Raw genomic sequence first — 18,411 nt, forward strand, 5'->3', positions numbered from 1 at the left:
CAGCAGTGCAGGAAAGGCCCCGACAATACATGCAATCTGCACGAGACCAAAGGTCCGTTCATGCAAAACGCTGCTTGGGGAAGGTTCAAAATTTTTATAAGTTGTTGATTTTAAAAGATTTAATTTTTACAGAAAAGCTGGCATGAACACTGCTCCTGTACTACGCAACCACCCTCATGCAAAGGAGCACTGTCATGACCAACGTGAACAAAGACGTTATTTCGGTTCTGAACAACCTCATCGAGTACAGCAAGGATGGCGAGAAGGGCTTCAAGACTTCTGCCGAGGATGCCAAGAACCCGGACCTGAAGGCGTTCTTCCTGCAGCGTGAAGGCGAATGCCGTAGCGCCGCCGCAGATCTGCAGCAGCACGTGCGTTCCCTGGGCGGCGACCCGGAAACCACCACCAGCCTCAGCGGTGACATGCACCGCGCCTGGGTCAACCTCAAGTCTTCGCTGACCAGCAACGACGACAAGGCGGTGCTGGAAGAAGTGGAGCGCGGTGAAGACCACGCCCTCAAAGCCTACAAGGATGCCCTGGAAAAACTGGCCAAGCTGAATGTACCGGCAAGTGACCCGGCATATGCCCTGGTCGAGCGCCAGTACCATGGCGTGCAGCGCAACCATGACCAGGTCAAGGTGCTGCGCGACGCGGCCCGCGCACGTTCCTAACCGGCGTACACCTCTACCCGGTTGCGCCCGTTGCGCTTGGCGCAATACAGCGCATCGTCCGCACAGCCCAGCAAGGTCGAAAGATCCTGCTGGGCTTCTGGCGTCTGCAGGCCCACGCCAATGCTGACGGTTACCGGGTGCTGGTCGTCGCCGAACGGCGGCAGTGCCTCGACGCTGCTGCGGATACGTTCGGCCAGGGTCAGCACGCCGTTGAGGTCGGTCTCGGGCACGATCACCAGAAACTCCTCCCCGCCATATCGCGCAGCCAGGTCCGCCGGGCGGCGGATGCTGTGCGCGATCGTCGTCGCCACCTGGCGTAGCGCTTCGTCCCCGCCCTGGTGACCGTGGCGTTCATTGAACGCCTTGAAGTGGTCCACATCCACCATCAGTACCGCCAGCGGGCGCTGGCTGCGCTGGGCACGTGCCCATTCGCGGCGCAGTACCTGGTCGAGCTGACGGCGGTTGGCCAGCCCCGTGAGGCTGTCGGTGGCTGCCAGTTCGGCCAGGCCCTGCTCGGCGCTGTGGCGCCTGCGCAATTCGCGCCCCAGCAGCAACGACAGCCAGAGGATGCCGATGCACAACAGGCCGGTAGCGATACTGACCACCAGTGCGGTACGCCGCCACGAGCCATAGACCTCGTCGGTGGACAAGGCCACCACCACCAGCAGCGGCAGGTCGTCCACCCGTGAAAAGGTGTACAGGCGATGCTTGCCGTCCAGGCTCGAACGCGCGGTGAAGCTGCCGTTGCCCTGGGCCATTGCGCGCTTGAAGTTGGGCTGCTCGGACAAGTCGGCGCCGATCAGCGGGTCGCTGGGCAGCGAAGGGTGGCGGGCGAGCATCACGCCGTCGCTGTTGAACAGGTTGACGCTGCTGTCGCGGCCGATGTCCAGGCGCTGGAACAGCTCGCTGAAGTAGGCCAGGCGCAGGGCGCCTGACGCGATACCGGCGAAGGCCCCATCGGCATCGTTGATGCGCCGGCTGAAACTGATGCACCAGTCCAGCTCGCCCAGGCGTGCCTTGAATGGCGGGCTGATGACCAGGCCCAGGCCCGGGTTGTCGCGATGGGCCTGGAACACCTTGCTGTCGGCAAAGTTGGCGCTGCGTGGCACCACGCTTGTGGAGTCGGCCGCCACGTTGCCGTTGCGGTCCAGCCACAGGATGTCGCCGCGTAACGGCACGGTGAAGGCCTGGTTGAACAGCAGTTGCTGGCGCAGCGGCGCGGCCACGCTGGCCAGCTCAGGGCGCTGGATGGCCCAGATCAGTCCGTGCAGCGACAGGTCGTAGAGCTCGACGTTGCGCACGATGTCGGTGTCGATCAACTGCACGATATTGCTGGCCGAGCGTGCGGCCGCCTGGCCCACGTTGGCTTTTTCGCGTACCAGCAGGAAGGTCACGATGGTGATGATGGCCAGAACCGCCAGGCAACTGCCCAGGTTAAGGATCAACTCCGGATGAGTCCTGTACAGGGTCGGGCGCTGGGGCGGAAGGCGCGAAGGCATGATGGAGGTGATTCGTACCGCTGTCGTTGAAAGGGCAGGTGCGAGGCGGCGGTATTCTAGGCGGGTGCAGATTGTCGGACAAGCTGTTGCTGGTGCCGATTGATGTACGGCATCTTGGGGCTATTTGCAGGAAAAGAGCCTGCATCCTGCAAGCTCTTTCGCGCATGGCGGTGGGATCAGAAGACGTTGAGCGGGTACTCGACGATCACGCGGTATTCGTCCACATCGTTGTCGACCTGGGCGTAGCCCTGGCTGCCACGGTGCGAGGCCCAGCGCAGCAGCACGCTGAGGTCCTTGAGGGAGCCTTGCTGGAAGACGTAGGCCAGGTCCATGTCGCGTTCCCAGTGGCGCGCATTGTCGCCGTCGGCGCTGTACCAGTTGCTGTAGCCGGCGCTGGCCGGGTCGACCTTGCTCAGGTCCAGCTTGCCGCGCGAGTACGACACGGCGGTGGTCAGGCCGGGCATGCCGACGCCGGCGAAGTCATAGGCGTACTTGAGTTTCCACGAACGCTCGCCAGGCCCGTTGAAGTCCGAGTACATCTGCGAGTTGTCCAGGTACACGCTGTCGCCCAGGGTGATGTAGTCGAACGGCGTGTTGCCGTTGACCCGCTGGTACACCGCAGTGACGGTGTGGTTACCCACGCCGAGCGCCAGGTGCAGGCTGTAGGTGTTGTTGTCGATGCTGCCCAGCAGCGCATCGCCGGTGTCCTGGGTGTGGTAGTAGTGCAGGCCGGGGTTGAGGCTGACGCCGTCGGCGAGCTGCCAGGTGTAGTCCAGGTCCAGGTAGTACTGGTTCCACACGTCCTTGAGTTCGGCGGCGTACAGGCTGCTGGTAAAACCTTCGACCGGTGCCCAGGCTGCGCCGGCCCAGTTCAGGTGACGGCTTTCGCGGTCATCTGGCAGGTTGCCGTAGGTAGCGCCGATGCGCTTGTGGCCGCTCTGGTTGTAGAGCTTGGTGAAGCTGGCCTGGCCGCCTTCCAGTTGCAGCCCGTCGATGCTGTTGTTGGTCAGGCTGACGCCGCGGAAGGTCTGCGGCAGCATGCGCGTTTCGCCACCGGCGATCACCGGGTTGGTCAGGAACAGGTCGCCGGCACGCAGTACGGTGTCGAAGGCCTTGAGCTTGATGGCAGCGCCGGCATTGGAGAACGAATCCGGGGCCTTGCCCAGTTCGCCATCGTCCTTGTAGTGGTAGGGCAGGATGCTCGAACCCGCCGTGCCGCCACCGCCGTCGAGCTTGAGGCCGAGCATGGCATGGGCATCCAGACCAAAGCCCACGGTGCCCTGGGTGAACCCGGACTCGAACTTGCCGATGAAGCCCTGGCCCCATTCACGGTTGTCGTGGTTGCCGCGCTGCAGCTGGTTGCGGTTGAGGTAGTAGTTGCGGCTGAGCACGTCGAGGTGCGCACCTTCGACGAAGCCTTCGGCCTCGTCGGCCTGGGCGTGCAGGGGCATCGTTGCAGCCAGCGCAACGAACAGCGGGGTGAAGCGAAAAGCGTGGATCACCGGTGTGGACTCCTTGAGGTGAGGGATGCAGCTTTTTATTGTGCGAAGCGGTGTTTTCTTGTGAGGACACATCTCTGGCCGCAGAACCTTTTGTCCAGGCCAAAAAAAAGCCGCTGATAGCAGCGGCTTTGAAAGACGGCCACGCAGGCGAACACGTCGCCAGCGCAGCAGTCGAGGGAATAGGAAAGAGGCAGAGGCAGCGTATCAGCTGTCTTTGTCGGCACTCGCAGAACCTTTGGACGCGGTCTGCTCCAGGTTTTTGGCGTGGTCCTGCTGCTGGGCGAGGGCTTCGCGGCCTTGCTGCGCGGCAGCGGCGCGGGCGGCGTACTGCGCCACGAAAGCAGGGGACTCCTCGGCCATGGCCAGGGGCGAGAGCAATACGGACGACAGGACGAAAATACTGGCAATACCCATACTGTTGGACATTTGAAGCTACCTTCTTGCATAGCAAGCTATCTATTTGGTGTGGGTACGATAGTCCTCGGTGGGGGGTTGAAACAGAGGGGATTGGGCAATGCACTGTTGCATTTCGGGCAACAGTCGAGCGCAGCGTTTGGCCCATCGCGGGTCAAGCTCGCTCCCACAGGGTGTTCGCTGGCCCTTGTGGGAGCGGGCTTGACCCGCGATGGGGGCTTCAGGCCGGCAACAGAATCCCGAAGGTATTGGCCCCCGCCTGGCTGCGGGCAAACACGCTGCCGCCATGCATCAGCGCAATCGCCTTGACGATCGCCAGCCCCAACCCATGGTTGCCCACGGCGCTGTTGCTGCGCGCGGCATCCACCCGGTAGAAGCGCTCGAACAGGCGAGGCAGGTGCACGGCCTCGATGGCCGGGCCCGGGTTGCTCACGGCAATGCATACCTGCTCGCCCTGACGCTCGATATGCACCTGGATCACCTGCTGGCGGGCCGTGTGCTGCACCGCATTGTTGAGCAGGTTGATCAGCGCCCGGCGCAACTGCGCCTTCTCGATGCGCGCCCGTGCATCGCCGCTGACCTGCACCCGTACCTGGGCGTCCTCGAGGATGTAGTCCAGGTAGTCCAGGGTGGTCGCCACTTCCTCGGCCAGCGAGCTGCTGGTCAGCGCGGTGGCCTTGTTGCCCTGGTCGGCACTGGCCAGGAACAGCATGTCGTTGACGATGCTGCGCAGCCGCTCCAGTTCCTCCAGGTTCGATTGCAGTACCTCGAAGTAATGTTCGGCGCTGCGACCGCGGGTCAGCGCCACCTGGGTCTGGCCGATCAGGTTGGTCAGGGGCGAGCGCAGCTCATGGGCCACGTCGGCATTGAACCCCTCCAGGCGTGAATAGGCCTGCTCGACCCGCTCCAGGGTGGCATTGAAGGTGCCGGCGAACTGTTGCAGCTCTGGCGGCAGGTCGGCCGCATACAGGCGTGCGCTCAGGTGCGGTGGCGCCAGTTGCTGGGCCTCGGCCGACAGCGCCCGCAGCGGGCGCAGGCCGATGCGCGCGGCCCAGTAGCCCAGGGCCGAGGCCAGCAGCACGCCGATCACCGCCAGGCTGATCAATGCCCCCAGCAGGGTGTGCTGGGTGTGCCAGAAGGTTTCGGTATCGATGCCGAGCAGAAAGCGCAGGGCAGGGCGCCGGTCCAGCGCCGGCAGCTCGCTCACCAGCACCTTGTACGGGTACGGCCGGCCCTCCAGCTGCAGGTCGCGCATGCCCAGCGGGCCGGCGGCAAAGTCGCGTATCGCGGCGTCGGGCTGGCCGTACTCGTAGTGCGCGTCGCCACTCACCACCCAGAAGCGGATACGCCGGTCTTCCTCGCCCAGCAGGTTGAGCTTGTTGGTGATCTTGGCCCAGTGCTCCCGGGTGCCATAGCGGGTCAGCGCCGATTCCAGCACGCTGTAGCGGGCGTCCAGCTCGGCCTCCGGCAGCAGGTCGAGGCTGCGGTCGACCTGTTTGTACAGGGCACCGCCGATCAGCAGGAACACGCCCAGCGCCACCAGGCTGAACAGCAGGCTCAGGCGCAGGGCGATGGAGTTAGTGCGCACGGCTTTCCAGTACATAGCCCATGCCTCGGATGGTGTGCAGCAGCTTGGTCTCGAACGGGCCGTCGAGCTTGGCGCGCAGGCGCTTGATGGCGACCTCCACCACGTTGGCGTCGCTGTCGAAGTTGATGTCCCACACCAGCTCGGCAATCGCGGTCTTGGACAGGATCTCGCCCTGGCGGCGCGCCAGCACGCTGAGCAGCGAGAACTCCTTGGCGGTCAGTTCCAGGCGCTGGCCGGCGCGGCTGGCCTTGCGGCTGATCAGGTCCACCCACAGGTCCGCGACCTGGATCTGCACCGGCTCGTGCCCGCCGCTGCGGCGGGTCAGCGCCTGCAGGCGCGCCACCAGTTCGAGGAACGAGAACGGCTTGCCCAGGTAGTCGTCGGCGCCTTCGCGCAGGCCGCGGATGCGGTCTTCGACGCGCTCGCGGGCGGTGAGCATGATCACCGGCGTCTGCTTGCGTGCACGCAGGGCGCGCAGTACGCCGTAGCCATCCAGGCCCGGCAGCATCACGTCGAGCACGATCACCGAGTAGTCGCCCTCGAGGGCCAGGTGCAGGCCCTCGATGCCGTCCGGGGCGAGGTCCACGGTAAAGCCTTGTTCGGTGAGGCCGCGATGCAGGTAGTCGGCGGTCTTCTGTTCGTCTTCGATAATCAGCACGCGCATGGTCGGCTCTCAGTTCTCGATCGGCCGGGCCGCCGGCAGGTCGTTGCGGCGGCGGTGGAACAGGCGCTCCAGGGCCAAGTATATGACCGGCGTGGTGAACAGTGTCAGCGCCTGGCTGACCAGCAGCCCGCCCACCACCGCGATGCCCAGCGGCTGGCGCAGCTCGGCCCCGGCCCCGGCGCCGAGCATCAGTGGCACCGCGCCCAGCAGGGCGGCCAGGGTGGTCATGATGATCGGACGAAAGCGCGTCAGGCACGCCTCGTGGATCGCCGCCTCTGGCGCAAGCCCGCGCTGGCGCTGGGCCTCCAGGGCAAAGTCGATGAGCAGGATGCCGTTCTTCTTGACGATGCCGATCAGCAGCACCACGCCGATCAGGCCCATGATGGTGAAGTCCTGGCCCATCAGCCACAGCAGCGCCAGTGCGCCAAGGCCCGCCGAGGGCAGGGTGGAGATGATGGTCAGCGGGTGCACGAAGCTCTCGTAGAGCACCCCCAGAATGATGTACACCGCCACCAGCGCGGCCAGGATCAACCACGGCTGGCTCGACAGCGAACTCTGGAAGGCCTGGGCCGCGCCCTGGAAGGTGCCGATGATCGAGGCCGGCATGCCCAGCTCGCGCTGGGTGCGTTCGAGGATGCTCACCGCATCGCCCAGGGCTACCCCCGGTGCCAGGTTGAACGACAGGTTGGCGGCCGGGAACAGCCCGTCGTGGCTGATCGACAGCGGCCCGGTGCTGGGCGCCGCGACCTTGGCCAGCGCCGCCAGCGGCACCATCTCGCCACTGAGGGGCGAGCGCAGGTAGAAGTAGGCCAGGCTCTCGGCCTTGCCACGCTGGCGTGCATCGATTTCCAGGATCACCTTGTACTGGTTGGTCTCGGTCTGGAACTCGCTGATCTGACGCTGGCCGAAGGCGTCGTACAGCGCCTGGTCGACGTCGGCGGTGGTCAGGCCGAAACGCGCGGCGGCCTGGCGGTCGATGTCGATGCGGGTCACGCTGGCGCCCAGCTGCAGGTCGTTGGACAGGTCGCGGAACGCCGGGTTGGCGTGCAGGCGTTCGGTCAGGCGCTGGGTCCACAGGTTGAGCGCCGGGCCGTCGTTGCTCTTGAGCACGTACTGGTACTGGCTGCGGCTGGGCCCGGAGCTGAGGTTGATGTCCTGCCCGGCCCGCAGGTACAGCACCAGGCCCGGCACCTGGGCGGCCTTGGGGCGCAGCCGGTCGATGAACTCGCTGGCCGACACGTCGCGCTGGGCAGGGTCCTTGAGGGCGATCCAGAAGCGCCCGTTGGCGATGGTCTGGTTGCTGCCGGTAACCCCCACCGAGTGCGAGAACGCGCGTACCGCAGGGTCGGCCTCGATGATCTTCGCCAGCGCCTGGTGCTTGCGCACCATGTCCGGGTACGACACGTCGGCTGCGGCCTCGGTGGTGCCGAGGATGAAGCCGGTGTCCTGCACCGGAAAGAAGCCCTTGGGAATGGCCACGTAGCCGCCGATGGCCAGGGCCAGGGTCACGAAGAACAGCCCGAGCATCAGCCTCTGGTGCGCCAGGGCCTTGACCAGCAGACGATCGTAACCGGCCACCAGGCGCTCGCCGAAGGTCGGCGCGGCGTGCTCGGGGTGTTGCGGGCGGCGCATGAACAGCGCGCACAGGGTCGGCGCCAGGGTCAGCGAGACCACCACCGAAATCAGGATGGTGGAGGTGGCGGTGAGGGCGAACTCCTTGAACAGCCGCCCCACCACGCCCCCCATGAACAGCAGCGGGATGAACGCGGCCACCAGCGAGAAGCTGATCGAGACCACGGTGAAGCCGATCTCGCCGGCGCCCTTGAGGGCAGCCGTGCGGCTGTCGTCGCCGGCCTCCAGGTGCCGGTGGATGTTTTCCACCACCACGATGGCATCGTCCACCACAAACCCCACGGCGATGACGATGGCCACCAGGGTCAGGTTGTTCAGGCTGAAGCCGAACAGGTACATCAGCGCGAAGCTGGCCACCAGCGATACCCCCAGCACGCTGGAGACGATCAGCGTGGCCGACCACTGGCGCAGGAACAGCGCCATGACCGCGATCACCAGCAGCACGGCGATCAGCAGGGTGATCTCCACCTCGTGCAGCGAGGCGCGGATGGTCTGGGTGCGGTCGCTGAGCACCGACACCTGCACCGATGCCGGGAGCATTTCCTCCAGGTGCGGCAGCGCCTGCATGACCCGGTCCACGGTGTCGACGATGTTGGCCCCGGGTTGGCGGAACACCACCAGGTTGAGGCCTTCCTGGTCGCCGGACCAGGCTTTGACATAGGCGTTTTCGGCGCCGTTGATGACCGTGGCCACGTCCTTGAGGTGTACCGGGGCGCCGTCGCGGTAGGCGACGATGAGCTGGGCGTATTCATCGGGGTGGAACAGCTGGTCGTTGGTGGCCAGGGTCGACACGCTGCTGTCGCCGTACAGCGCGCCCTTGGCCAGGTTGAGGCTGGTCTGCTGGATGGCCTGGCGCAGGTCGGCCAGGGTCAGGCCGATGGCGGCGAGTTTTTCCGGCTGGGCCTGCACGCGAATCGCCGGGCGCTGCTGGCCGGTGATGTTGACCAGCCCGACCCCGTCGATCTGGCTCAGCTGGCGTGCCAGCAGGGTTTCGGCGTAGTCGCTCAGTTCGTTGGCCGGCATCTGCGCGGAGCTGACGGTCATGATCAGCACCGGGCTGTCGGCCGGGTTGACCTTGCGCCAGGTGGGCAGGCTCGGCATGTCCTGGGGCAGGCGCGAGGAGGCGGTGTTGATCGCGGCCTGGACTTCCTGGGCGGCGGTGTCGATGTTCTTGTCGAGGGTGAACTGCAGGATCAGGCTGGTGGAGCCCAGTGCGCTGCTGGAGGTCATCTGGGTCATGCCGGGGATGGCGCTGAACTGCACCTCCAGCGGGGTGGCCACCGACGAGGCCATGGTCTCGGGGCTGGCGCCGGGCAGCTGCGCGCTGACCTGAATGGTGGGGAAGTCCGCTTCGGGCAGCGGTGCCACCGGCAACTGCGGGAACGCCACCACGCCCAGCAGCACCAGGGCGAAGGTCAGCAGCAGGGTGGCCACCGGGCGGTCGATGCACCACGCACTGATCGAGCTGCGCCCGCTCATGGCTGCACACCGTTGCCGGCAACATCGTCGCCGACGGGCGCGGCGGGCGGGGCTGTCAGTACCTCGACCCGGGCGCCGGGCCTGAGCCGCGACTGCCCGTCGGCCACCAGCGTGTCGTTGACCGCTACGCCGCTGATCACGTTGAGATTGCTGTCCTGGTACAGCACCTTGACCGGCACCACCGCGACCTTGTCGCCCTCGACGCGGTAAACGAAGTGCTGGTCGATGCCCCGCTGCACCACGCCGGGGGGCACCACCAGCGCATCGCGCTGGATGCTGGTCTGGATCTTCAGGCTCACCAGTTGCCCCGGCCACAGGCGGGCCTGGGCATTGTCGAACGCGGCCTTGGCGCGCAGGGTGCCGGTGTTGGCGGCGATCTGGTTGTCGATCAGGCTCAGGTGCCCTTCACCCAGCAGCAGGCCGCCGCTGTCGCCGTTGCCTTCGAGGTAGGCACGGATCGGCGCCGGGGGTTCGGCGGCCACCAGCCCCTGCAGGGTCGGCAGCCATTGCTGCGGCACGGCGAACTCCACCGCAATGGGGTCGATCTGGGTCACGCTGAACAGGCCCTGGGCGTCGCTGGTGCGCACCAGATTGCCTTCGTCGATGTTGCGAATGCCCACCCGTCCGGTGACCGGCGAGCGGATCTGGGTGTACGACAACTGCACCTTGGCCGCGGCGATCGCTGCCTGGTTGCCGAGGATGCTTGCCTTGAGCTGGTTGACCAGTGCCTGCTGCTGGTCGAGGGTCTGGCGCGAGATGCCGTTGTCTTCGCTGAGCAGGCGGTAGCGCCTGAGGTCGACCTCGGCCACCTGCTGCTGGGCCTGGCTCTGGCCCAGTTGCGCCTGGGCCTGCTCGAGGCTGGCGCGGATGCTGCGGTCATCCAGGGTGGCCAGCAGGTCACCGGCCTGCACCGGCTGGCCCTCCTTGACCAGGATCCGGGTCAGCACGCCCTCCACCTGGGGGCGGATCTGCACGCTGTGCAGCGACTGCACCGCGCCGATGGCGCTGAGGTAGTGCGGCACATCCTGCTGCTGCACCTGGATCACACTGACCGGGGTGGCCACGGGCATGGCCGGTTGGCTGGCCGTGTGGCGACCGAAAGTCAGGTACAGCGCCAGGCCCAGCAGCAACGCTATCAGGCCGAAAAAAAACACTCGAGAGCTGGAAATTCGCATGCGTGCACGGCGCCAGGGCAGAAAAAGGAGGGCTGTCAGTAGGTTATAGCTGCTACTGGGGGTCAGCAGTGTGACGCCCACCTGTCAGCGCTGTCAGCTGGCAGATGGCCAAGTGCCAATAGTCTGCGCTGGATCAAGGTTTTACTAAATGTTGCCCCGTAGAGTCTCTCGCCCTGCCGCCCCTCCACCTATAAAAACGCGAGCGCTTTCGATGAAGAGCAATCTGCCTGTGACCGGCCGCAATGTAGATTACCCCGGTGACGCGAATATCCTTTCCACCACCGATCTGACCAGCGCCATTACCTATGCCAATGAGGATTTTCTCAAGGTCAGCGGGTTCGAGCGCGACGAGCTGATTGGCCAGTTGCACCATGTGGTACGCCATCCCGACATGCCTTCCCAGGCCTTTGCGCAGATGTGGCAGACCCTCAAGGCCGGCCGCTCGTGGATGGGGCTGGTGAAGAACCGCTGCAAGAATGGCGACCATTACTGGGTCAGCGCATTCGTGTCGCCGGTCACCAGCCAGGGCCAGACGGTGGAGTACCAGTCGGTGCGCACCAAGCCCACCCCGGCGCAGGTGGAGGCCGCCGAACGCTGCTATGCACGCTTGCGCCAGCAGCGCCCGTTGCCCTGGTGGCAACGCCTGCCGCGCCCTGGCCTGGCGTTGCAGCTGGGGCTGGGCACAGGCCTGGTGCTGGCAGTGGTGCTGGGCACCAGCCGCCTGCTGTTGCCGGCGCTGCCGTGGCAGTGGCTGCTGGAGCTGGTGGCCGCCGGTGGGCTCAGTGCGCTGCTGGTGTCGGTGCTGCTGCGCCCGCTGGAACAACTGCGGGTGCGGGCGCAGTCGATTGCCGACAACCCGTTGAGCCAGCAGTTGTATACCGGCAAGGCGGGCGCTGTGGGGCAGATCGAGTTCGCCCTGCTGATGCTCGAGGCGCAGATCGGGGCGGTGGTGGGGCGCATTGGCGACACCTCACAGCGCCTGGCCGGCCACACTGCAGAGCTGGCCCAGCACCTGCAGCACAGCCACACCACCACCCTGGGCCAGCAGGGCGAGGCCGATCAGGTGGCGGCGGCAATCAACCAGATGACCACCAGCGTGGCCGAGGTGGCCAGCAATGCCCAGCAGGCTTCGGAGGCCGCCGAGCATGCCGAGGATGCCACCCAGAATGGTCACCAGCTGGTGGATCGCAGCCGCAGCAGCATCCTCGAGCTGGCCAGCGCGCTGAGCGCTGCCACCGAGGTTATCCACACCCTGGAAGGCCACAGCATGGAAATTTCCGGAGTGCTGTCGGTTATCCACAGCATCGCCGAGCAGACCAACCTGCTGGCACTGAACGCGGCCATCGAGGCGGCGCGGGCGGGGGATCAGGGGCGTGGCTTTGCGGTGGTCGCCGATGAGGTGCGCGGCCTGGCCAAGCGCACGGCCGAGTCCACCGGCGAAATCCAGCGCATGATCAGCGCCTTGCAGCGCGGCACCCGCGATGCGGTGCAGGCCATGCACGAGAGCCGCGAGCATGCCGGGCAGAGCGTCGAGCAGGCGCAGCAGGCGGCGGTGGCGCTGGACGGCATCAGCCAGCAGGTCAACCAGATCAGCGAGATGAGCCTGCAGATTGCTGCGGCGGTGGAGCAGCAGAGCCTGGTCAGCGAAGACATCAACCGCAACATCATCAGCATTCGCCAGGCCAGCGAAGAGAGCGTGGTGGCCGGTCAGCACGGGCATGCCAACGCCAGCGACGTGGCCGGCCTGGCCGAAGACCTCCGGCGCCTGGCCGAGGAGTTCTGGCAGCGCCGTTAGGCGCCGCTCAGAAACCGATGAAGCTGTAGTGGCCAGCCGATGTGCTGCACACCCGGGCGCCGGCCTGATGCAGTTGCTCGACCAGCGCCGGGCTTTCCACGTGCAGGGTCCAGGGCGCCAGCGCGGCGTTGCCCGGGGCGTGCAGGGCGGCGTGCAGCGCCCCGGTGTCGGGCAGGTAGGCGGTGAAGCCGTTGCCCTTGAGCGCGCTGGTGGTGATGCCCAGTTGCTGGCAGATCTGCACCTTGGCGTGGATATCGTCGCGGTCGGCCTGGCGCGAGCGCTCGATCAGTTCGGCCAGTTGGCGGTCCATCAGCTGGCTGCCGTGGATCAGTACCGGGCCGCGTTGCCAGGCTTCGGTCGGGCAGTCCTTGGCGTCGGGGCGCAACGGGATGTGCGGGTTGATTTCCATCGGGTAGATGCGGCACACCAGCGGCCGGCGCTCATAGATGCGGCACAGGTTGTCGGCATCCAGATTGCGGCAGGCGCCGGGGTTGAACGCGGCAAAGGTGATGGCCACGTGTGCCTGGGTACTGCCGCAGGGCACGGCGCAGGCACGGCGGGTGGCGTGCTCGCGCTGGGCGTCGGGCAGGCCCATGCCGTTGGCCAGAAAGGCTTCCACCAGTACGATGAGCTGGCCGCCATCTGCCACCCAGTGGCGCGCTTCGTCGAGGGTCAGGGGAACGTGGTGGCCATTGCAGCATTTGCCACAGCCGGTGCAGTCGAACTGGAGTGAGGTTGCAGCGCTGGTCACGGTTTGGCGGGGGTCCATTCGGTGATGAAGGCAGTCTTGCGCTGCTTGTCGAACAGGCACAGCTCGCTGCCTTTCTGGTTCTTCATGTGCTTTTGCGGGTAGTGGCCGCTGATCAGCAGTGCACTGTAGCCGACGCGGTCGTCGAACTCGGCCGGCTTGCTGGCGGGCCGGGCATCCTTGAACTGGCTGGCGGCGAGGCAGGCCCTGGTCAGGGCTTGTTCGTGGTCGGCCCAGGCCTGGTCGCTGGAGGCATGGGCGCCGAGGCTGAACAGGGCCAGCAGGGTGAAGGTGAGGGCTTTCATGATGGGCGGCTCATGAGGGGAGAGGCCGCTGATTATGCCAGAGCATCGGTTTTTGCAGGAGCAGGAGCGTTTCAGCGTTTGTCCTGGCCCCTTCGCCGGCAAGGGATCACGGCCCCTGTAGGCGCCGGCCTTGCCGGCGAAGGGGGCCGGCTCAGCGCTCGGCGAAAGCCACCGCCCGCGCTGCCACGATCAGGCAATCGGTGAGTTCCGGCGAGGAGAACTTGGTCAGCACCGCGTTCGCCCCTGCCAGCCGGGCTTTCTCGCTGTTCATCGCACTGTCCAGCGAGGTGTGCAGCAGTACGTAGAGGTGCTGGAAGTCAGGCGTTTCGCGCAGCGTGCGAGTGAAGGCGTAGCCGTCCATCTCGGACATCTCGATGTCCGAGACCACCACGTTGATCTCCCGGTCGGTACCCTGCAGCTCCAGCAGGGTGTCGATGGCATCCTTGGCGCTCTTGGCGGTGTGGCATTCCAGCCCCAGGCCGCGCAGGGTCAGCACCGACTGGTGGAGTGCCACATGGCTGTCATCGACCACCAGTATGTTGGTGGCCTGCAGAACGGCGGCGTCTTCGGGGTTCAGCTCGCTGCTGCTCACTTCACGCGGCGGCGGCGCAATGCCGTGAATGACCTTTTCGATGTCCAGCACCTGCACCAGGGTGCCGTCCACCTGGGTTACCCCGGTGATGAATGCCTTGCTGCTCGACCCGTAGGGCGGCGGCTTGATGTCGGTACTCAGGCAATGCACGATGCGGCTCACCGCCTGCACGTGCAGGCCCTGCTTGGAGCGGCTGATGTCGGTGACGATCAGGCAGCCGCCGTTGGGGTCTTCCAGTGGGCGCTCGCCGATGGCGCGCGACAGGTCGATGACCGACAGCGAGTTGCCCCGCAGGGTGGCCACGCCTTTGACGTGCGGGTGCGATTCCGGGAGCTTGGTCAGGGGCGGGCAAGGGATGATCTCGCTGACCTTGAGCAGGTTGATTGCCATCAGCTTGCCGCTGCGCAGGGTGAACAGCAGCAGCGACAGCGAGTCGGCGCGGGCATTTTGCGAGGCCATAGGCACCTTCAGGGCAAAGAGAATAAGGGATCTGCCGGGTTATCGACCCGAGCACGCCAGGCTTTAATCCGCCACTGCACTTCAGCGTAGCCCCAGTCGGCGGGCCAGGCGGCTGAGGTTGGCGCGGTCCAGGCCCAGCTCGCGCGCGGCACTGGCCCAGTTGTGCTGGTGGCGCTCCAGGCAAGCCTCGATCAGCTGGCGCTGGTACAGGTCCAGGGCCTGGCGCAGGTCGGTGCCGGGCGGTGGTGGCAGTGGCGCCGCCACGCTGGGCGCTGCCCCCGGGCCGGCGCCGGGCAGGTCGAAGTCGCGGGCCTCCAGGGTCAGGATCTTCGGCCGCTCGGGGTGCTGGCCCAGCGCCTTGAGCGACGAGCGGCCGATCAGGTGCTCCAGTTCGCGCACATTGCCCGGCCAGTCGTACGCCAGCAGCGCGGCCTGGGCATCGCTGCTCAGGCGCAGGCTGTTCAAGCCCATGCGCGAGCGGTTCTGCTCCAGGAAGTAGCCGCTGAGCAGCAGCACGTCGCGCCCGCGCTCGCGCAGCGCCGGCACCCGCAGCGGGTACACGCTCAGGCGGTGGTAGAAGTCGGCGCGGTAGCGCCCGGCACGCACTTCCTCGGCCAGGTCGCGGTTGGTGGCGGCAATCAGGCGTACATCCACCTGGTGCTCCTGGTCCGAGCCCAGGCGCTGCAGCTGTCCGCTTTGCAGCACGCGCAGCAGCTTGGCCTGCACGGCCAGCGACAGTTCGCCCACTTCGTCGAGAAACAGTGTGCCGCCGTTGGCCAGCTCGAACTTGCCGCGTCGCTCGCCCACCGCGCCGGTGAAGGCGCCGCGCACATGGCCGAACAGCTCGCTCTCGACCAGGGTGTCGGGCAAGGCGGCGCAGTTGAGGCTGATCATCGGCTTGTCGGCACGCGCCGACTGCTGGTGGATGGCCTGGGCCACCAGCTCCTTGCCGACCCCGGTTTCACCGGTGACCAGTACGGTCAGGTCGCTGCCGGCGACCAGGCGGATCTCTTCGAGCAGGTGCTTGTGGGCCTTGCTCTGGCCGATCAGTTCCTGGTGCTGCTGGCCGCTGGCCTGGCGGTAGATCTCGGCGCGCTGGTGTTCGTCTTCGGCGCGCAGGGCCAGGCGTTCGATACGTTGCGCCACGTTGACCGTGGCGGCGGCCAGGCTGGCGAAAGCCTGCAGGGCGTCCAGCTCGACCTGCTGGAAGCGCTCCGGGGCCAGCGCATCGAGGGTGATCAGGCCCCAGGGCCGTTCGTCGACGAACAGCGGGCAGCCCATGCAGTCGTGTACCTCCAGGTGCTGGTGCAGGCCCTCGACCAGGCCGTCGTAGGGGTCGGGCAGCTGGCTGTCGCTGGCAAAGCGGGTCGGCTCGCTGCGGCTGAGCAGGGCGGCGAAGCGCGGGTGTTCGCTGACCTTGAAGCGCCGGCCCAGGGTGTCGGGGCTCAGGCCGTCCACCGCCAGGGGGACCAGCCATTCGCCATCCAGGCGCAGCAGCGCGGCGGCGTCGCATGGCAACAGGGCGCGCATGGCTTCGAGCAGGCGACGGTAGCGTTCGCGTTCGGGCAGCTCGCGAGACAGGTCGCTGACCAGGGGCAGCAGTGCGGTAAGCAGGGATTTTGCGGTCATGATGACTCCTTCGAGTCTTTATGACTCTAGCAGGGCTGTGGTCAATTTGACTCAAAAATATTCAAGCTATTGATTTATATGGATTTAATAGTTGGCACGAAAGCTGAAACAACCCGGGCAGATTATCCAGAAGCCATAAGGCCCGGGAGTTACCCATGCTCAATGCCCAAGATCGTGCCATCGTCAAAGCCACCGTTCCGCTGCTTGAAAGCGGCGGCGAGGCGCTGACCACGCACTTCTACAAACTGATGCTCAGCGAATACCCCGAGGTGCGTCCGTTGTTCAACCAGGCCAACCAGGCCAGCGGCGACCAGCCGCGGGCGCTGGCCAATGGCGTACTGATGTATGCACGCCATATCGACCAGCTCGAGCAACTGGGCGGCCTGGTGAACCAGATCATCAACAAGCACGTGGCGCTGCAGATCCTGCCCGAGCATTACCCGATCGTCGGCGCCTGCCTGCTGCGTGCCATCGAAGAGGTGCTCGGCAAGGAGATCGCCACCCCCGAGGTCATCGCGGCCTGGGGCGCGGCCTACCAGCAACTGGCCGATATCCTGATCGGCGCCGAAGAGGGCCTGTACCAGCAGAAGGCCCAGGCGCCGGGTGGCTGGCGCGGTGCGCGGGCGTTCCGGCTGGCGGCGCGGGTGCAGGAGAGCAGCGAGATCGTCTCGTTCCACTTCGCCCCGCTCGATGGCGGTCCGGTCCTCAAGGGCGAGCCCGGCCAGTACCTGGGCCTGAAGGTGCAGATCGATGGCCAGGAGCATCGGCGCAACTATTCATTGTCGGCGCTGGGTGACGGTCGCGAGTACCGCATCAGCGTCAAGCGCGAGGCGGGCGGCAAGGTGTCCAACTACCTGCATGAGCACCTGCAGGTGGGCGATACCCTGGAGCTGTTCCCGCCGGCGGGCGAGTTCACCCTGAGCGCCAGCGACAAGCCGCTGGTGCTGATCAGCGGCGGGGTAGGGATCACCCCGACCCTGGCGATGCTCGACGCGGCCCTGGCCAGCGGTCGCCTGGTGCACTTCATTCATTGCGCGCGCAACGGTGCGGTGCATGCGTTTCGCGACTGGGTGGACGAACGCGCGGCGCGTCATCCGCAGCTCAAGCGCTTCTATTGCTACGCCGAGGATGACGGGGTGAGCCTGCCGGCCGACGCCGTGGGGCTGCTGAGCCAGGATCAACTGGCGCAGTGGCTGCCGGTCGAGCGTGACCTGGACGCGTACTTCCTGGGGCCCAAGGGCTTCATGGCGGCGATCAGGCGTCAGCTCAAGGCCCTGGGGGTGCCGGAGCAGCAGAGCCGCTACGAGTTCTTCGGGCCGGCGGCAGCACTCGAGTAAGGGCCGGGGCCTGTTCGCCGGCAATGCCGGCGCCTGCAGGTGCACGAATGTGCTGCAGGCGCCGGCTAAGCTGCCGACCTTAATCTTCTTTTAATCGGTTTAACCTTCACTCCCTGTGGTCATGGTCGGCGTGTAGAATTGCGCCCAGGCTTGAGCCACCTATCTAGTGAAGGGAACGGGAATGAACGATCTAACGCAGCGCCTGAATCGGGAACGGCGCTTTCTGGTACTGCTGGGCGCCATCTGCCTGGCGCTGATCGGCGGTGCCCTGTACATGCAGATCGTGCTGGGCGAGGCACCGTGCCCACTGTGCATCCTGCAGCGCTATGCATTGCTGTTCATCGCCCTGTTCGCCTTCATCGGTGCGGCCATGCCCGGGCGGCGCAGCCTCACGCTGTTCGAGGCCCTGGTGGTGCTGAGCGCCATCGGCGGCATTGCTGCAGCGGGCAACCACGCCTACATTCTGGCCAACCCGGCCGTCAGTTGCGGCATCGACACCCTGCAGCCGATCGTCGACGGCCTGCCGCTGGCCTCGGTGCTGCCGCTGGTGTTCCAGGTGGATGGTTTCTGCTCGACGCCGTACCCGCCGGTGCTGGGGCTGTCGCTGGCGCAATGGGCGCTGCTGGCCTTCGTGCTGACCGCCGTGCTGGTGCCGCTGGGCATCTACCGCAACCGTCGCCAGCGTTAGACAAAAGTCCCGTGTCGAGGCAAGTGCGCAGGGCTTGAGAATTTTCCGAAGAAGTCGCCTCCAGGTTGACCTGGATCAAGTCCCAACCCTTGCGGTACGGGCATTTCAGGGCTACAGCCAGGGGTGCGACAAACTGTCGCGAAATTGATTTTTGCTGCGCTATTGTTACGTTTTCTGTAAAGGACTGTTGCTCAATAAGTCATAGTCATGGCCATGTTACGTCACTACAATCGC

The 18,411-nt window shown here is 65.9% G+C and carries 15 protein-coding genes and 1 pseudogene; 5 read left to right on the forward strand and 11 right to left on the reverse strand.

The window, feature by feature from the left end; translation table 11 throughout:
- Positions 1-194 precede the first annotated feature (194 nt).
- Entirely contained in the window at positions 195-671 is a 477-nt protein-coding gene (locus tag LOY33_RS04145; RefSeq protein ID WP_043864389.1) for a PA2169 family four-helix-bundle protein, read from the forward strand.
- Here LOY33_RS04145 and LOY33_RS04150 read toward each other — a convergent pair.
- The 7 genes from LOY33_RS04150 to LOY33_RS04180 form a co-directional block, all read right to left on the reverse strand.
- Positions 668-2,170: a diguanylate cyclase gene (locus LOY33_RS04150; protein ID WP_058541380.1), complete on the reverse strand. Its 1,503-nt coding sequence runs from the start codon at positions 2,168-2,170 to the stop codon at positions 668-670. The two genes, LOY33_RS04145 and LOY33_RS04150, sit on opposite strands and share 4 nt — an antisense overlap.
- A gap of 176 nt (positions 2,171-2,346) precedes the next feature.
- On the reverse strand, positions 2,347-3,621 hold the full coding sequence (locus tag LOY33_RS04155) for an OprD family porin (RefSeq protein WP_231390716.1): 1,275 nt from the start codon (positions 3,619-3,621) through the stop codon (positions 2,347-2,349).
- Positions 3,622-3,876: 255 nt separating this feature from the next.
- A complete protein-coding gene (locus tag LOY33_RS04160) occupies positions 3,877-4,098 on the reverse strand; it encodes a hypothetical protein (protein ID WP_043864392.1) in 222 nt (73 codons plus the stop codon).
- Positions 4,099-4,306: 208 nt separating this feature from the next.
- A complete protein-coding gene (locus LOY33_RS04165; protein WP_043864393.1) occupies positions 4,307-5,689 on the reverse strand; it encodes a heavy metal sensor histidine kinase in 1,383 nt (460 codons plus the stop codon).
- Positions 5,664-6,338: a heavy metal response regulator transcription factor gene (locus LOY33_RS04170; RefSeq protein ID WP_043864394.1), complete on the reverse strand. Its 675-nt coding sequence runs from the start codon at positions 6,336-6,338 to the stop codon at positions 5,664-5,666. The genes LOY33_RS04165 and LOY33_RS04170 overlap by 26 nt, the downstream gene beginning before the upstream one ends.
- A gap of 9 nt (positions 6,339-6,347) precedes the next feature.
- Positions 6,348-9,449, reverse strand: coding sequence for a multidrug efflux RND transporter permease subunit (locus LOY33_RS04175; RefSeq protein ID WP_054916288.1), 3,102 nt, complete (start codon positions 9,447-9,449; stop codon positions 6,348-6,350).
- Entirely contained in the window at positions 9,446-10,624 is a 1,179-nt protein-coding gene (locus tag LOY33_RS04180; RefSeq protein WP_258661784.1) for an efflux RND transporter periplasmic adaptor subunit, read from the reverse strand. The genes LOY33_RS04175 and LOY33_RS04180 overlap by 4 nt, the downstream gene beginning before the upstream one ends.
- Before the next feature lie 211 nt (positions 10,625-10,835).
- Here LOY33_RS04180 and LOY33_RS25990 point away from each other — a divergent pair.
- Positions 10,836-11,165, forward strand: a pseudogene (locus tag LOY33_RS25990) (PAS domain-containing protein); the annotation flags it as partial.
- 162 nt (positions 11,166-11,327) lie between these two features.
- Positions 11,328-12,419 carry a methyl-accepting chemotaxis protein gene (locus tag LOY33_RS04185; RefSeq protein ID WP_371917310.1) on the forward strand — a complete coding sequence of 364 codons (1,092 nt, stop codon included), beginning with the start codon at positions 11,328-11,330 and terminating at the stop codon, positions 12,417-12,419.
- A gap of 7 nt (positions 12,420-12,426) precedes the next feature.
- Here LOY33_RS04185 and LOY33_RS04190 read toward each other — a convergent pair whose 3' ends face one another.
- From LOY33_RS04190 to norR, 4 genes are all read right to left on the reverse strand, one after another.
- The gene (locus LOY33_RS04190) at positions 12,427-13,188 is read right to left on the reverse strand and encodes a YkgJ family cysteine cluster protein (RefSeq protein WP_258661798.1); all 762 of its coding nucleotides are present in this window, start codon (positions 13,186-13,188) and stop codon (positions 12,427-12,429) included.
- On the reverse strand, positions 13,167-13,472 hold the full coding sequence (locus LOY33_RS04195; RefSeq protein WP_258661800.1) for a hypothetical protein: 306 nt from the start codon (positions 13,470-13,472) through the stop codon (positions 13,167-13,169). Before LOY33_RS04195 ends, LOY33_RS04190 begins: the two co-directional genes overlap by 22 nt.
- 151 nt (positions 13,473-13,623) lie before the next feature.
- Positions 13,624-14,523: a chemotaxis protein gene (locus LOY33_RS04200; protein WP_043864400.1), complete on the reverse strand. Its 900-nt coding sequence runs from the start codon at positions 14,521-14,523 to the stop codon at positions 13,624-13,626.
- Between the two features lie 81 nt (positions 14,524-14,604).
- Positions 14,605-16,152 (reverse strand): nitric oxide reductase transcriptional regulator NorR, encoded by a 1,548-nt coding sequence (gene norR, locus LOY33_RS04205; protein WP_043864401.1) that lies wholly within the window; start codon positions 16,150-16,152, stop codon positions 14,605-14,607.
- Between the two features lie 155 nt (positions 16,153-16,307).
- Between norR and hmpA the strand changes: the two genes are divergently transcribed.
- Positions 16,308-17,489: an NO-inducible flavohemoprotein gene (gene hmpA / locus LOY33_RS04210; RefSeq protein ID WP_088515291.1), complete on the forward strand. Its 1,182-nt coding sequence runs from the start codon at positions 16,308-16,310 to the stop codon at positions 17,487-17,489.
- Between the two features lie 181 nt (positions 17,490-17,670).
- On the forward strand, positions 17,671-18,177 hold the full coding sequence (locus LOY33_RS04215) for a disulfide bond formation protein B (RefSeq protein ID WP_043864403.1): 507 nt from the start codon (positions 17,671-17,673) through the stop codon (positions 18,175-18,177).
- Positions 18,178-18,411: the final 234 nt, after the last annotated feature.

The sequence above is a fragment of the Pseudomonas sp. B21-036 genome (genome assembly GCF_024748925.1).
GTDB lineage: Bacteria > Pseudomonadota > Gammaproteobacteria > Pseudomonadales > Pseudomonadaceae > Aquipseudomonas > Aquipseudomonas palmensis.

What these genes read in the sequence shown, in the direction of transcription:
- LOY33_RS04145 (WP_043864389.1), top strand. Translation starts at nt 195, where the DNA reads ATGACCAACGTGAACAAAGACGTTATTTCGGTTCTGAACAACCTCATC.
- LOY33_RS04150 (WP_058541380.1), bottom strand. Translation starts at nt 2,170, where the DNA reads ATGCCTTCGCGCCTTCCGCCCCAGCGCCCGACCCTGTACAGGACTCAT.
- LOY33_RS04155 (WP_231390716.1), bottom strand. Translation starts at nt 3,621, where the DNA reads ATGCCCCTGCACGCCCAGGCCGACGAGGCCGAAGGCTTCGTCGAAGGT.
- LOY33_RS04160 (WP_043864392.1), bottom strand. Translation starts at nt 4,098, where the DNA reads ATGTCCAACAGTATGGGTATTGCCAGTATTTTCGTCCTGTCGTCCGTA.
- LOY33_RS04165 (WP_043864393.1), bottom strand. Translation starts at nt 5,689, where the DNA reads ATGTACTGGAAAGCCGTGCGCACTAACTCCATCGCCCTGCGCCTGAGC.
- LOY33_RS04170 (WP_043864394.1), bottom strand. Translation starts at nt 6,338, where the DNA reads ATGCGCGTGCTGATTATCGAAGACGAACAGAAGACCGCCGACTACCTG.
- LOY33_RS04175 (WP_054916288.1), bottom strand. Translation starts at nt 9,449, where the DNA reads ATGAGCGGGCGCAGCTCGATCAGTGCGTGGTGCATCGACCGCCCGGTG.
- LOY33_RS04180 (WP_258661784.1), bottom strand. Translation starts at nt 10,624, where the DNA reads ATGCGAATTTCCAGCTCTCGAGTGTTTTTTTTCGGCCTGATAGCGTTG.
- LOY33_RS04190 (WP_258661798.1), bottom strand. Translation starts at nt 13,188, where the DNA reads ATGGACCCCCGCCAAACCGTGACCAGCGCTGCAACCTCACTCCAGTTC.
- LOY33_RS04195 (WP_258661800.1), bottom strand. Translation starts at nt 13,472, where the DNA reads ATGAAAGCCCTCACCTTCACCCTGCTGGCCCTGTTCAGCCTCGGCGCC.
- LOY33_RS04200 (WP_043864400.1), bottom strand. Translation starts at nt 14,523, where the DNA reads ATGGCCTCGCAAAATGCCCGCGCCGACTCGCTGTCGCTGCTGCTGTTC.
- norR (WP_043864401.1), bottom strand. Translation starts at nt 16,152, where the DNA reads ATGACCGCAAAATCCCTGCTTACCGCACTGCTGCCCCTGGTCAGCGAC.
- hmpA (WP_088515291.1), top strand. Translation starts at nt 16,308, where the DNA reads ATGCTCAATGCCCAAGATCGTGCCATCGTCAAAGCCACCGTTCCGCTG.
- LOY33_RS04215 (WP_043864403.1), top strand. Translation starts at nt 17,671, where the DNA reads ATGAACGATCTAACGCAGCGCCTGAATCGGGAACGGCGCTTTCTGGTA.